The sequence below is a fragment of the Cysteiniphilum sp. genome (assembly GCF_057495195.1).
Window position 1 is genome coordinate 13,371 of the sequence record NZ_JBXTEF010000113.1, and the last position, 15,554, is coordinate 28,924.

Here is a 15,554-nt window from a genome sequence, read left to right on the forward strand (position 1 = left end):
TTTATTCATGCTCCTTTAGCATAACTTGCTCGGGTGATGCATCAAAAAATGCCGGATGCTTCATGGCATGCTTATAGATTCTCTGAATCGTTGGAAAACTGCTGATATCGACATTAAAGCGCTTAGCATTAAATACTTGTGGGATAAGACAGATATCTGCCAAGCTAATCTCATCACCAAAACAATACATACCTGCTGTTTGCTGTAAGGTTTTCTCTAAGGCTGAAAAGCCTAGTTGTACCCAATGTGTATACCATTTATTAATATGCGTCTCATTTGCAGCAAACTCAGATTTCAAAAAATTAAGTGTGCCTGAGTTGTTCAAAGGGTGAATATCACAAGCTATCGTCAAAGCAAAGGCTTTAACCTTAGCCTTTAATACGGGATCAATTGGGTAGATTGAATGCTTAGGATACTTATCTTCTAAGTAATCAATCATTGCCAAAGATTGCGTGATAATAACATTACCATCTTGTAACGCAGGTACGCGTGATTGCGGATTAATCATTTTATAGTCACTTGAGAATTGCTCTCCACCATGATTAATTAAATGAATCTCTTTTGATTCATAACTTATTTTTTTAAGTTGCAAGGCAATGCGTACGCGGAAACTTGCGGATGAACGAAAATAATCATATAAAATCATCTTATGTCCTTAATTATTTATGCTCTTGCGTACTTAACACACCACGCTCGATTTGATCAAGCTCAATTGAGTCAAACAGGGCTTGGAAGTTGCCCTCACCAAAGCCATCATCACCTTTGCGTTGAATGATTTCAAAAAATACCGGACCGATCACAGTATTGGTGAAAATCTGCAATAAATAGCCGCCTTCTTTAGTTGGCGCGCCATCGATTAAAATACGATTTTTGTGCATGCGCTCAACGGACTCAGGATGATACGGCAGGCGTTCATGCGTCTTGGTGTAATAGCTATCAGGCGTATGCATAAACTCAACACCTGAATCTTTGAGCTTTTCGACCGTTGCAAAGATATCCTGACTTTCCAAGGCAATGTGCTGAATTCCTTCACCATTAAACTCACGCAAAAACTCTTCAATTTGCGAATGATCATCGGCAGATTCATTAATTGGAATCTTGATTTTTAAGCATGGACTTGTCATCGCCCGACTCAATAATCCTGTGAGTTTACCCTCGATATCAAAGTAACGAATTTGGCGAAAGTTAAATAGATCAATATAGTAATTTGCCCATTTATCCATATTGCCACGAAAAACATTATGCGTCAGATGATCTATATATAACAAACCACACTCATTGTTTTGCATCTGAGCTTTCGCATCAGGAATCATTTCAAATAATCCACTGTCGATAATTGATGAATAATCTGTTAAATAAAGCTTTGTGTCAGCAATGCCATGGATGACTTCAATACTTTGGCCATGCCAGTCATCCGTATTATGCGTTTTCAATTTAGCACCCTTTTTAATGCAGTGTGCTAAGGCATGCTCAACATTTTCAACCACAAAACCCATACCACATGCGCCTGATTGATGCGCCTCTTTAAATGCTTTAGCAAAACCTTGTGATTCATTATTCAACAAAAAGAAAATATCATTTTGTTGCCATAATTCAATGGTTTTAGTTTTATGCTGCCCAACTAAGGTAAAACCCAAAAGGCTAAACAAATTACGCATTTTCTGCGGTGTTGTGCTGACAAATTCCAAGAAACTAAATCCGCGTGTTCCCGCTGGATTTGTCGTCATATCCATTTTACTCATTCCAATCTCCTTGTTGCTGTAACACCCATCATCAAATAATTGAAGTCGGGCATAGACATAATGAAAAATCGATACAAAACGGAATACTCCAGATAAACTCACTGAATTATATTAAGTATATACAGGAAATACGCCCGTTTAAGTGGCGTTAACATAGCATAGCTTGGCTGGTTTTGCACCCAGATCACAACGGAAAAAATGAAAAAATATTGAAATTATTTTAAAGAGGAAATTATTCTACAACCTGAAGAGTTATTTTTCATACTGTGGCTTCGACTTACACTCAGCCAACGCTAAGTGGGGGCGTATGGCATACGCCCCTATGTCTTAACAATTATCTTTTGTCTTCTTTGATTTCAAGCTTCTTACCCGCTACCCACACTTTCTTTAAATGCTCGATAACATTCTTTGGTGTATCACTCGGTAAATCCACTGTGCTGAACTGATCAAATAATTTGATATGCCCGATATTACGACTATTAATACCCGCTTCATTGGCAATGGCACCGACGATATTGCGCGGCTCAACACCATCACTACGACCTACCTCAATGCGATAAGTTGTCATATTCATATCTGGCGAGCGACGCGCCCCTCTATCACGACCGCCACGATCATCACGACGATTGCTAAAGCGATCATTTCTATCACTTCTACGACCATCACGTCCGCCACGCTCCGAGCGATCAAAACGATCAGATCTTCTTGACTCTTGGACCTGAATTTCTTTAACAAAAAGTTTTTTGTCGCCTTGCGCTAAAAAGGCAAGTGCTGCCACCATATCATCAGCTTCAGCGCCATACTCAGTCGCAAATTCTTGCATTAATTCTTTAAACTTACTTAAATCTTTATGACGAATAATCTCAGCTGTTTCATGTTTAAAGCGTGCAACACGTTTTTCAGTAATTTCTTTAGCACTTGGTAACTGCATCTCTTCCATCGTATGACGAATAACGCGCTCGAGCATGCGTAATTGACGCAAATCTCTGGTGTAAATCAATGAAACTGCATCACCTTCACGTCCAGCACGCCCCGTACGACCAATACGATGTACATATGCTTCATTATCTTGTGGTAAATCATAGTTGATTACGTGACTAATACGCTCAACATCCAAACCACGTGCCACAACATCTGTTGCGACAAGAATATTAATTTTAGACGCTTTTAACTGGTCAATTATATACTCACGTTGGTTTTGTTGCATATCACCATTAATCGCTGCAGCTAAGTGACCACGCGCTTTTAAGCCATCAGCTACTTCAATGGTTGAGGTTTTGGTTTTAACAAACACCATTACACCATCGGTATCTTCAACTTCTAATACGCGATCAAGCGCATCTAATTTCGACAAACCTTTTACGACCAAAAAGCGTTGTTTAATGGTCTTAGCAGTTGCTGCTTTTGTTTTGATCTGTACTTTACACGGCTCACGCAAATATTCATTGACGATATTTAATACATCACGTGGCATCGTTGCTGAGAATAGCAAACGCTGACATGCTTCAGGTGTGTGCGATAGCACCCATTTGACATCATCAATAAAGCCCATACGTAGCATTTCATCCGCTTCGTCTAATACTAATGCTTTTAATGCATCTAGCTTTAATGTGCCTTTACGCATATGATCCATTACACGTCCAGCCGTACCAACAACGACCTGTACACCGCGACGCAGTGCCTGAATTTGGCGACCATATTCTTGACCACCATAAATAGAGGCAACTTCAAGCTTAGCAATATTCTTAGAAAAAGATTCAAACGCTTCAGCAACTTGGATCGCAAGCTCACGTGTTGGCGTTAAGACCAATACTTGCGGCATACGTTCTTTGCCAGATAAATCCATGTTATTTAGAAGTGGCAATGCAAATGCTGCAGTTTTACCCGTTCCAGTTTGCGCTTGTCCTAATACATCACGGCCTTGCAATACAAAAGGAATAGTATTTGCTTGGATTGGAGTTGGTGTTTGGTAACCCATTGCTTCAATAGCTGACATTATTTTTTCGTTTAAGCCCAAATTATGAAAGCTTAATTCTTGAGATTCATTGTTCTCGGTACTCATAGTGATTTAAAACCCAAAAGTTATGATACCCATCACTGCCCCTTCTGCGTTTTAAACGACTACAAACGATACGCGACGAGTATGTTGTTGATAAATTCAAGGCGACATTGTACCTGAATAAACAAAAAGGTACAGAACTATTTAAAGTTAATTTGTTCAAAATAACACCAGATCTTTAAAGAAGCTTACGTAACTCAAAAATGTATGCCACAACTATTGGTTACACTCAATATTCTATGATACCCTTAGCCAAATTTTTTTGGCAACTTATTTTGCTCTATGACAAGTCACTGGAATACGAAAGAAACAATTACATTACCTGCCGAGCTTAAGCATTGGCTATTTGATGTCAAACGCTTAGGTGTCACTTTGGCACAGTCCATACCTAACATCGACTTAAAGTGCATTGATGAATACCATGCGCCCATGGATGATGATGAAGCTGAGCTTTTGAACTTAAGTGAGCGCGCAAGTCGTATTCGTCTAATTAAACACCATCATCAAAATAACACTTATGTGTTTGGACGGACAATTATCCCTCAAAGCACGTATAAACGTTATCAAGATTGTTTTGACTCATTAGGTAATAACTCCATCGGCGAGCACTTTTTATTTAAAAATACACATATCACACGCAGTGAGTTCTATGTCAAACTTTGTCCATTTGATCTTTTAAAGCACAAACTTAACTTAAATAACACCTTTTCTACCAGCTCACTATGGGTGCGTGCATCTATTTTTACACTGGATGCTGAGCATCAGCTGTTAATTGAAGAATTTTTTGTGCATATGCCACCTGTTTAAACTTAAGCAATACCCATCGTAAATTATTTTGCGGTGTTTACTTGTAAAGTAGTTTGTGAAGATTAAAGCACGCAAAATACAAAGCAAAAAATTCTGTAAAATGGTTTATGATGGGTATAAAACAAGTATACTTAGCCCCTTACTATAAATAATACTAATATCACCATATTATATGAAAGCTTATTTTTACTTGATGCGCCTGCATCGCCCAATTCCTATCTTAATCATTCTTTACCCCACTTTATGGGGACTTTTTGCGGCCACTCCTGCACTACCTAGCTTCAAAATTTTTATTATCTTTGTGCTTGGTGTGATTATTATGCGCACAGCAGGATGCATCTTTAACGACATTGCTGATCGCGATTTTGACGGGCAAGTCAAGCGCACTGCCACGCGCCCCATAGCAACAGGAGAGATCTCTGTTAAACAAGCTGTTTTTGTTGGTATATTTTTACTTTTTATCGCTTTTATTCTGGTATTACAGCTTAATCTTATGACTATTTTACTGTCACTTATTGCTGTCATATTAGCGCTTAGCTATCCACTTTTTAAACGCTTCTTTGCCGTCCCACAACTGGCCTTAGGCTTCGCCTTTAATTTTGGCATTATCATGGCTTATGCAGCCCAGATTAATCACATTTCTTTATCTGCTTGGGTGTTATATCTTGCCACTATTTTTTGGACAATTTCTTATGACACGATGTATGCGTTAGCTGATAAAGATTATGATCTAACACTTAACTTACACTCCTCTGCGATTACCTTTGGCAAACATAATCTGTTGATCATGAGCATTTTCCAGATACTAACCATTATTTGTCTCGCAGTCTTTGGCATGTTACAACATTATAATACTGTCTTTCTCTTATCGTTAGTCATCATTGCCGTGTTATTTTTTTATCAGCATAAGACGTGGCAAAAAGGCGGCATTGCCCAGTGTATTAAGGCATTTTCAGATAATCACTGGGTTGGTCTTGTTATTCTATTGGCAATTTTGATGCAATAGCTATACTTTATACACTCAATGCACAAAAAGGATTTTACATGCGCTATTTAAGCATTCTACTTTTAGGGTATATTCAGTTTGGTTTTAGCTGTACTGATATTTTTATCAACAAATCCCCATTTCATATCACAGCACGCACACTTGATTTTCCATTAAAGCTATATACTCAAAGCTTTGAAACTTATAGTTGGTATCAAAAGATATTTCAAACTGATATTAATATCACCCACATCACTTCTCGTGCTTTTAGCTTTTACACAGGATATCTTGATGTTGAGAATACAACTAATCTTATTGCCAATCACGATAAAGTCCCTAAAGATAAACTTGCTCATTGGCAAAACAAATATGGTTTTTTCGGACGCTTAGGTTTTATTGGTTATACCTTAACCGACGGCATAAATACACAAGGTCTAAGTATTGCAGCGCTTTATTTACCAGACAGCGTTTATCCCAAATACAACGCTCATGATCCGCGTCCTGCACTTGGCATTTATGATTTATCCAATTTTATCTTAGGCATGGCCAACACAACCGCTAATGCATTAAAGCTTATTATGCAATATCAATTAGTGAAATCAGCAATGTATGCTACCAGTGGCTTGTACATCAAAGATATCCCCTTACACATTGTCATTCGTGATAAAACAGGACATAGTGCAGTCATTGAGTTTATCGATGGCAAAACCATTATTTATAACCATGCCACGAATGTACTCACCAATGCACCTGATTATGAATGGCAGATTAAAAACCTGACACACTATAAAACCTTAAATGATAAAGATGCCAAAGCAAGTCTGCCATTTGCTCCTTTTATCCCGAACTATAAAACGGTAATTAAATACGCACAACCTGAAGATGCTGGCCTTCTTGGTATGCCTGGAGATTATACATCCGTCTCACGCTTTGTACGCGCTAGCATTTTGACACGTGAATCACCAACACCACAAAACACCGAGCAAGCGTTATATCAAGCAAAAACAATTCTCTCGAGTGTCACCGTGCCCTATTATGAGGCAACGGCAACCTTATGGCAGTCAATTAAAGATCTAGATAATAAACGTATCTATTATCGTGATTTACTGTATTACGATCGTGATCGCATTAAACAAAATACCTTAAACAACGGCTTTGTTGAATATGATCTAACAAAGATGGATTTTATTGCACATACGCCAGAGCAATTAAATTCAGGATTGAGAACCACCCCCGAGGATCAAATTTCGGGGGTATTATCCATTAACGATATTCCTGGGTTAAATGATGCCAAAAATTTAGGGTTTAACTAAAGCATTAATGCCAACTCAGTTGCCTCTTTAATCGCGCGCTTCGCATCAACCTCTGCTGCGACATGCGCACCACCAATGATATGTACGTTTTTAACACCTTGCTCTATTAAATCATTGTATAATGATCTATCCGACTCTTGTCCAGCACAAATCACCACTTGGTCAACTTCAAGTAATTTCTTCTCACCTTTAAGTGTGATATGCAACCCAGCATCATCAATTTTGTCATAACTCACACCACTTAACATCTTAACCTTTTGATGCTTCAAGGTAGTGCGGTGAATCCAACCAGTTGTTTTACCTAGGCGTTTTCCTAGTCTTTCATCTTTGCGTTGCAATAGATAGACTTCTGCTTTTGGCACGGACTCATGCGGTTTGGTCAAACCACCGCGATGCGCCAAAGTGACATCAACTCCCCATTCGTGATAATAATCTTCAGCATTTTCACCGATTTTTTTACCGGCAAACACCAGAAAAACAGATACATCAAAACCAATGCCACCGGCACCAATAACTGCGACCTTTTTGCCAGCTGCCACTTCACCATTTAACAGCTGCATATAATTAACAACCATCGGATGATCAATCCCATCAATCTTAGGAATCCGAGGCATAACACCTGATGCAATCACAATCTCATCATAATTGAGTGATTTTAAATCCTCTACATTAACTTTGGTATTAAGCTTAACATTGACCTTGTTTGTATTTAGCTGATACTCAAAATAACGCAATGCTTCGGAGAACTCTTCTTTACCCGGCGTTTTTGCACTTAATTTAAATTGACCTCCGACCTTATCAGATGCTTCATAAAGATCAATCTGATGGCCGCGCTTGGCAAGCTCAATTGCCACCGTGCATCCAGCGGGTCCCGCGCCAATCACAGCAATATTCTTTTTATCCTTTGCAGGCTTTGATTGCATTAGACTTTCATTACAAGCATAAGGATTAACCAAGCAAGAAGCCTGTTTGCCAACAAAGACGTGATCTAAACAGGCTTGATTACACGCGATACAGGTATTAATTGCTAGGGATTGGTTATTTTGTGCTTTTTTGACAAAATCAGGATCAGCTAATAATGGGCGCGCCATTGAAATAAGATCTGCTTTTTGCTTTTGTAAAATATCTTCAGCTATTTCTGGTGTGTTAATACGGTTAACGCAAACTACAGGAATATTAATATGCTTACGGATTTCCTCGGTAATCGGCACAAAAGCCGCGCGTGGTACTTGCGTGCTAATCGTTGGGATACGCGCTTCATGCCAGCCAATGCCTGAATTAATAATCGTCACACCCGCTTTTTCTAAGGCTTTAGCTAAAGTAACGACCTCATCAAAACTGCTGCCCTTATCAACCAGATCAAGCATTGATAAACGAAACATAATAATAAAGTCTTCACCGACTTTCTGTCGCGTTGCTTTGATGATTTCAAGCGGCAAACGCATCCGATTTTCAAAGCTGCCACCCCATTTATCTTTACGTTTATTAGTATGCTCAACAAGAAACTGATTAATTAAATACCCCTCAGATCCCATGATCTCAACACCATCATAACCTGCCTCTTTGGCAAGTATAGCCGCACGTGCGAAGTGTTTAATCGTGCGCTTAATGCCACAATTACTTAATGCTCTGGGTTTAAATTTATTCATCGGCGCTTTAAGCTTTGAAGCACTGACACACAAAGGATGATAACCATAGCGCCCAGCGTGTAAGATCTGCATCAGAATTTTGCCATCTGCTTTGTGTACCGCCTCAGTCACTAAACGGTGTTTTTTAACTTCCTTTTGATTGGTTAGCTTAATAGCAAAGGGGTAAAGCCATCCTGAGATATTAGGTGCCACACCTCCTGTGACAATCAAACCCACACCTCCTTCAGCGCGCTTTTGATAGAAATAAGCCAAACGCTCAAATCCACCTTTTTGCTCCTCAAGCCCCGTGTGCATCGACCCCATTACCACGCGATTTTTTAACGTCGTGAAGCCTAAATCCAAAGATTCTGATAATAATGGATAAGGATTTTTTTGATCCGTCATAATAATATAAACTCCTCTTTATGTTTCTCCCTGCAGTCAATAGATAAATTATTGATGATTAATACCTAAAGCAAACCAATAGCTGGCAAATGCCTCCTCAACAATATCAGCTATTAATTGTAAAAAAGGCGCATAATGCTGATTCACATGCGCATCATCTAATGCATTATAATATTCCAAACGCTTACTGACAGGTAATACTGCAGGTGGGTAACCATGTTGCATTAAAATTAAGTTCATCAATAGTCTACTGGTACGCCCATTACCATCAACAAAAGGGTGTATTTTCACAAACTCACTATGCACACGAGCTGCTTTTTCTATCGGATGCATATTATGCCATGAAGCATAGTCACTTATTAATGAAGACATTAATTCATCCAAATGAATATATTCAGGTGGCACATGAGTTGCACCAATAATTTGTACGTTTACTTCTCGATATCTTCCTGCATTGTCATCATCAATTTGCTTTAAAATCAATTGATGCAAAGATTTAATAACCCACGCATTAATTGGCGTATTTTCATTAACCAAAGTTTCAATATATAGAATTGCTTCTTTATGATTGATTGCCTCAAAGTGCTCTCTTAACGTTTTACCCCCAACGGTAATCCCTTCAAGTGCAACTTTTGTTTCCTTAAGTGTCAGCGTATTTCCTTCAATCGCATTAGAGTGATACGTCCAGTTTAGAATAAGATTTTCATGTAAATTGTGAACAACCTCTTTAGGCAAAGGGCGATATGCATCAAGCTTTTGCTTCATTAAGGTATATTTACTAAAGTCCATCGTTAATCTCTTTGATACTTTTCTTTAACATACTGATCAACGATCACCATAAACTCTTTAGCAATATGCTCGCCTCTTAATGTATGCTTTTTCTGTCCATCGATAAACACTGGTGCAACAGGTGCCTCACCCGTACCTGGCAGACTAATACCGATATTGGCATGTTTACTTTCACCTGGACCATTTACCACACAGCCCATTACCGCAACTTTCATGTTTTCAACACCGATATATTGATGCTTCCACATGGGCATTTGCTCACTAAGATAGTTTTGAATATCATTGGCAAGCTCACGGAAAAAACTACTGGTTGTCCGTCCGCATCCTGGGCATGAGGAAACTGTTGGCGTGAACGCTCTTAAGCCCATCGTTTGCAAGATCTCACGACAGACTTTTACTTCATTGGTGCGTGGCGCACCTGGCTCTGGTGTTAAGGATACACGAATGGTGTCGCCTATACCTTGCTGTAATAAATAACCAAGGCTCACACTACTGGCAACAATACCTTTAATCCCCATCCCTGCTTCAGTTAATCCTAAATGCAAAGGATACGGGCATTCACGTGCGAGCTTTTGGTAAACTTCAATTAAATCCTGAACATCACTGACCTTACATGATACGATGATTTTATCAGCCTTAAGTCCCAAACGCTCAGCATACTCTGCACTTGATAGCGCTGACTCAATCAGCGCTTTGTGCATAATCTCACGCGCGGATAACGGTACCGTCAGTTGACTATTCTCATCCATCAACTTTGCTAATAGGGCTTGATCTAAGCTACCCCAATTGACACCAATACGCACTGGCTTATCGTATTCAATCGCCCTTTGCACAATCTCAGCAAACTGTGTATCTTTCTTGCGACCAAAGCCAACATTGCCTGGATTAATGCGATATTTATCCAGTGCTTTAGCACATTCTGGAAAGTCTGCTAATAATCTATGACCATTGTAGTGAAAGTCGCCAACTAAAGGCACATCACAGTCCTTTTGTAATAAGCGCTTTTTGATCTCAGGGACGGCTTTAGCTGCTTCTTCATCATTAACCGTAATGCGCACAAGCTCGCTACCCGCGCGATGAAGTGCTAAAACTTGTGACACTGTTTTTTCAATATCGGCAGTCGCTGTATCCGTCATCGATTGCACGACAACCGGCGCTCCACCACCAATTGTGATATTCCCTACTTTTACCGCAATAGACTTATGCATAGTATGGCTATAGTCCTAATTTGTGTTCGATTAATTTCTCAAGTTTCACCGTATCAATGGCAAACTTACGAATACCTTCGGCTAATTTCTCCGTTGCCATTGGGCTTTCATTCATTGCCCATCTAAAATCACCTTCTGTTAATTTGCGATCTGATTGATTGGTTTTTTCAGTCTCAACTAACTGTCTATTTAACGTATTATCATCCTGCTGTAACTGTTGTAATAAGTTTGGCGCAATCGTCAGTGCATCACATCCTGCTAAGGCTTCTACTTGTCCAACATGGCGGAAACTTGCCCCCATTACAATCGTTTGATAACCATAACGCTTGTAATGCTGATAAATTTCTTTAACCGATAACACACCGTTATCTTCACTGATATCAGGGAAGCTTGTTGCACCTTGCTCTTTCATATACCAGTCAGTAATACGACCAACAAAGGGGGAAATCAAAAAGACTTTAGCCTGCGCGCAGGCTATGGCTTGGGCAATACTAAACATCAAGGTTAAGTTACAGTTAACCCCCTCTTTTTCAAGCACTTCAGCAGCCTTAATCCCTTCCCAGGTTGATGCAATCTTGATAAGTACACGCGATTTATCAACACCAACTTCTTGGTATTTATGAATTAAGCGACGCGCGTAATCAATGGTCGCTTCTCTATCAAACGATAAACGCGCATCAACTTCAGTGGAAACACGTCCAGGGATTACCTTTAAAATCTCAACACCGAAACTTACTGCCATATCAAGCATTGCCTCATCAATACGTGATTTACCACTTAAATGTGCACTTTTTGATAACGCTTGATCAATCACATAATCGTATGTTGGCATTTTAGCTGCATTTAACAACAGGCTTGGATTTGTCGTCGCATCAACGGGTTGATATACTTTAATTTGCGCAAAGTCGCCGGTATCAGCAACCACTTTGGTCATTTGTTTTAACTGTTCTAATTTATTCATCTGTTTTTCCATTTTTTACTGTTTTTCACTGTCTATATCTTATTGTGTCATAGCATATAGTTGATTAGCTTCACGCTCAAGCTTTCGCCTAGCAATATAACACTTCTTGTATATCCGCATAGCCCTCAAGACACATTACAAGGCGATCAAATCCTAAAGCAACACCTGAGCACTCAGGACTTTGATCAAGACAGGCTAATAAGTCTTGATCAATAGGGGTAGCTGCTTTGTCAAGGCTTTGACGCAAATCTAAATCATGCTGAAAACGCTTGGCTTGTTCAGTCGCACTGATTAACTCATAATAGCCATTGGCTAACTCAATGCCTTGATAAAAAAGCTCAAAACGCTTAGCAACCATTTGCCCACTACTATCTGGCGTCACGCGCGCTAAGGCAGCTAGCACTTCAGGGTAATCATAGACAAACACAAATTGGTGCGCTTTAAGTTTAGGCTCAATGACATGGGTGAATAATACATCTAAGCACTCAATGATATTTGGACTTGCTAGGCCTTGAATATCACCGACATGCTGATAAAGCGCTTTTTGCAAAGAGCTCAAGCCTGCCGTATGTGGATTTATGCCTACCAACTGTTGAAATAATGCTTTATAGCTAAAATACTCAATGGATGCTTGCGGCTTAAGCATAAGTAACATTTGTGCAATTTCCTCACGCAATGCCGCATCATCCAATCCCACACGATACCATTCAAGCATCGTAAATTCATGATGATGATATTGTGCTTTAGGATCATCGCGAAATGCTTTACAAATCTGATAAATACACCCTGAGCCTTGTGCTAATAATCGCTTCATTGCATATTCCGGTGAGGTTTGCAAAAACCGTGTGCCTGACTGGGTATTAATAGCAAAAGCATCGATATAGGGATCACTCACTGGATATGGGTAAGACAAAGGAGTATCAACTTCTAATACACCTCTTTGAGCAAAAAACTTGCGAATTTTTGTAATGTATTCAGCACGCCGAATCAGTGCACTATTTGATGGTAGCATAATCTAGATCATCTATATAAAGTCCCAACATTCTAACAAACAAGTAAGATGAAAATAACTGTTATTAACGATTACAATTAAACTTATTCCGGATAAATTTCACTCGCCAAACCGACAATGAGTGGATCAGGTTTAATCGCAATATTCATATCTTTATTTTTGTAATCCAGTCGTGATAATACAAAACGCATGGCATTAATACGTGCGCGCTTTTTGTCATCTGATTTAATCACAGTCCAAGGAGCCAACTCAGTATCGGTATGCAAAAACATACTTTCTTTGGCTTCGGTGTAATCATCCCATTTATCCAAACTCGCCTTATCAATCGGACTTAGTTTCCATTGCTTCAATGGATGCACCCCACGCGATTGGAAGCGCTTCTTTTGCTCTTTTTGACTAACTGAAAACCAAAACTTAAATAGCTTAATACCACTTTGCACCAGCATTTTTTCAAGATCTGGTGCTTGTGTTAGAAATAGTTGATATTGCTCAGGTGTGCAAAAGCCCATCACCTTTTCAACACCTGCGCGGTTATACCAGGATCTATCAAAAAGAACGATCTCACCGGAGGTTGGTAAATGGCGAATATAACGCTGAAAATACCATTGCCCCTGCTCACGCTCAGATGGTTTCTCCAATGCCACAACGCGCGCACCCCGTGGGTTAAGATGCTCCATCATCCGCTTAATCGTCCCTCCTTTACCGGCAGCATCACGTCCTTCAAAGATAATCAGTACCTTCTGACCTGTTGATCTTACCCACTGCTGCATCTTCAAAAGCTCAATTTGTAATTGTGTTTTCTGCTGCTCGTAAACCTTTCTTGGCATTTTTTCCTGATAAGGGTAAATATTCTCAGTAAAGAGTTTACGACGATTTAATAAATCAAGTGATGTATCGGTCATATCCATGTGCTTTGCTATCTATATATAGCTTTATTGTAGCGCTACAAGGAATAACTACAAGTAAACATCTAGCGGATATGCCTACCGTAAAGCATTTAGAAATGCTAAATAACTGAATAACTGTGTGCAATGAGTATGTTCTTCTCGTAAATATCGAAAACGATGCTAAGCTTATACCTGCCTATGTAAACAACGTCATCGCACAAGGAGTTTTTGATGATTAGAAATACACGAATAATTTCCCTATCCACAATTGGTGCATTTTCACTAATCCTCTTTGGCTGTGGCGGTAGTAGCTCTCCATCAACCACTGCACTATCACTTGCTGGCACGACCAACCAATATTACAACCAAAGCTATACTTATAGAGCAACCTTTTCCAACCTTGGGAGCACTCAGGGTACTGGCATCACAAACTGCACATTGAATATTTCAGGAGATGCTAGCGCCTATCTGCAAATTGTTAGTACACAAACCACTGCTAATCAATGCATATTTACGGTAAAAGACAGTAATACAACAAACACCAATTTATTAGCCTCACTATCAGCAACTGCTACCTATAATAATCAAAGTTATCAATCCGGTAATAACCTTCAAGTAGAAGCATATAGCATCCAAGTCAACCCACCACAGCCAGGAACCACCAACTACTGGCGCCTAAACTTTCCTTCAGGCACGCCTTTGCCAAGCTATGTTTATCAAGGTCAGAAGTTAATTGCTTATGTTGAAAGCTTGGCACAACCGGTTTTTTTAATGCCGACAAATACAAATGGTAGTTTCCAAATCATCACGCCTAATGGCAATGGAACTTACCGAGGTTGTCAGTTGACGATGTCTCAATCAAATAATGTCTCTGGCAGCTGTCCTGGAATTAGCACACCTCAACTCAGTGGTAATGAACTTAATGTTTCCTATGCTGCAGGCACATTACCAAGTATCACACCACAAGTAACGCCAACGCCCCCAACATACCCACCACGACAAATTGTTTTTATGAACAATCTTACTTTACCCGTTACCATAAAAGTTACCGGTGCAGGTCAAACAAGTTCATTCACAGTAAATGCACAATCAAGCTATAACTATGCCATTCCTGATGCTGGCTTAACATCCTATAATTTTCAAATTTCTAGTATTAACACGCGCAATGTGAGTGACGGCACGTATGGTGAGTATGCAACACTTTTAGAGATAACTTATCCAGCACTTACGGATATTCATAATCAAGCAAACATTGATGTGTCAATGGTTAATGGTTATAAATGCGAATCAAGGGTTGAATAATAATCAAAAATAAAGTTTACGAGTTGCCAATCCATAATTTATTGTGTTAATGAACCAACAAAAACACTAAGATACGATGGACTGGCTAAGCAATATTATATCACTATACCTGCAAATATCAGAATATTATGAATCAACTTTGCAATATTTCTGTGAAAGGTTTAGCAATAACAGTAATCCTGTTTTTACAGATCAAGAAGTTATAACAATATACCTCATGGGCATTATTGAAGGACGCAGAAAGATAAAAGATATCTACCATCATGCAAAGAGCTACTGGAACGATCTTTTTCCAAACTTACCATCATACGCGGCATTTAACCATAGACTAAATCGCTTAGAAGATGTTTTTCCAGTATTGCTTGGATGCTATCAGCACAGGTTGCCTCATGCTATTTATGATCAGATAAAGCCGAGAGTCGTTGATTCAATGCCAATTATTATGGCACAAAATAA

General features: G+C 39.3%; 14 protein-coding genes. 5 read left to right on the forward strand and 9 right to left on the reverse strand.

What is annotated here, in order from left to right; all coding sequences use genetic code 11:
• Position 1 precedes the first annotated feature (1 nt).
• The 3 genes from maiA to ACY10D_RS10195 all read right to left on the reverse strand — a co-directional run bounded on the left by maiA (position 2) and on the right by ACY10D_RS10195 (position 3,804).
• Entirely contained in the window at positions 2-646 is a 645-nt protein-coding gene (maiA, locus tag ACY10D_RS10185; protein ID WP_487000624.1) for a maleylacetoacetate isomerase, read from the reverse strand.
• 13 nt (positions 647-659) lie between these two features.
• Entirely contained in the window at positions 660-1,742 is a 1,083-nt protein-coding gene (gene hppD, locus ACY10D_RS10190) for a 4-hydroxyphenylpyruvate dioxygenase (protein WP_487000625.1), read from the reverse strand.
• 334 nt (positions 1,743-2,076) lie between these two features.
• Positions 2,077-3,804 carry a DEAD/DEAH box helicase gene (locus ACY10D_RS10195; protein WP_487000626.1) on the reverse strand — a complete coding sequence of 576 codons (1,728 nt, stop codon included), beginning with the start codon at positions 3,802-3,804 and terminating at the stop codon, positions 2,077-2,079.
• A gap of 279 nt (positions 3,805-4,083) precedes the next feature.
• On the opposite strand from ACY10D_RS10195, the gene ACY10D_RS10200 reads away from it, so the two are divergent.
• The 3 genes from ACY10D_RS10200 to ACY10D_RS10210 all read left to right on the forward strand — a co-directional run bounded on the left by ACY10D_RS10200 (position 4,084) and on the right by ACY10D_RS10210 (position 6,906).
• Entirely contained in the window at positions 4,084-4,608 is a 525-nt protein-coding gene (locus tag ACY10D_RS10200) for a chorismate--pyruvate lyase family protein (protein WP_487000627.1), read from the forward strand.
• Positions 4,609-4,780: 172 nt separating this feature from the next.
• Entirely contained in the window at positions 4,781-5,614 is an 834-nt protein-coding gene (ubiA, locus tag ACY10D_RS10205) for a 4-hydroxybenzoate octaprenyltransferase (protein WP_487000628.1), read from the forward strand.
• A gap of 38 nt (positions 5,615-5,652) precedes the next feature.
• Positions 5,653-6,906 carry a linear amide C-N hydrolase gene (locus ACY10D_RS10210; protein ID WP_487000629.1) on the forward strand — a complete coding sequence of 418 codons (1,254 nt, stop codon included), beginning with the start codon at positions 5,653-5,655 and terminating at the stop codon, positions 6,904-6,906.
• Here the strand turns inward: ACY10D_RS10210 and ACY10D_RS10215 are convergent.
• The 6 genes from ACY10D_RS10215 to ppk2 form a co-directional block, all read right to left on the reverse strand.
• Entirely contained in the window at positions 6,903-8,939 is a 2,037-nt protein-coding gene (locus tag ACY10D_RS10215) for an FAD-dependent oxidoreductase (RefSeq protein ID WP_487000630.1), read from the reverse strand. The genes ACY10D_RS10210 and ACY10D_RS10215 overlap by 4 nt on opposite strands.
• 48 nt (positions 8,940-8,987) lie before the next feature.
• Complete coding sequence (locus ACY10D_RS10220; RefSeq protein WP_487000631.1) at positions 8,988-9,728, reverse strand: Fic family protein; 741 nt, start codon at positions 9,726-9,728, stop codon at positions 8,988-8,990.
• A gap of 2 nt (positions 9,729-9,730) precedes the next feature.
• Entirely contained in the window at positions 9,731-10,936 is a 1,206-nt protein-coding gene (ispG, locus tag ACY10D_RS10225; RefSeq protein WP_487000632.1) for a flavodoxin-dependent (E)-4-hydroxy-3-methylbut-2-enyl-diphosphate synthase, read from the reverse strand.
• A 7-nt stretch (positions 10,937-10,943) separates the two neighbouring features.
• Positions 10,944-11,897: a transaldolase gene (gene tal / locus ACY10D_RS10230; protein WP_487000633.1), complete on the reverse strand. Its 954-nt coding sequence runs from the start codon at positions 11,895-11,897 to the stop codon at positions 10,944-10,946.
• A gap of 88 nt (positions 11,898-11,985) precedes the next feature.
• Positions 11,986-12,909, reverse strand: coding sequence for an EF-P lysine aminoacylase EpmA (gene epmA, locus ACY10D_RS10235; protein ID WP_487000634.1), 924 nt, complete (start codon positions 12,907-12,909; stop codon positions 11,986-11,988).
• A gap of 83 nt (positions 12,910-12,992) precedes the next feature.
• The gene (gene ppk2 / locus ACY10D_RS10240; protein ID WP_487000635.1) at positions 12,993-13,811 is read right to left on the reverse strand and encodes a polyphosphate kinase 2; all 819 of its coding nucleotides are present in this window, start codon (positions 13,809-13,811) and stop codon (positions 12,993-12,995) included.
• A gap of 216 nt (positions 13,812-14,027) precedes the next feature.
• On the opposite strand from ppk2, the gene ACY10D_RS10245 reads away from it, so the two are divergent.
• Positions 14,028-15,098, forward strand: a complete 1,071-nt coding sequence (locus ACY10D_RS10245; RefSeq protein ID WP_487000636.1) for a hypothetical protein — start codon at positions 14,028-14,030, stop codon at positions 15,096-15,098.
• A gap of 76 nt (positions 15,099-15,174) precedes the next feature.
• On the forward strand, positions 15,175-15,554 hold a 380-nt coding region (locus ACY10D_RS10250), incomplete at its 3' end, for a hypothetical protein (protein ID WP_487000637.1).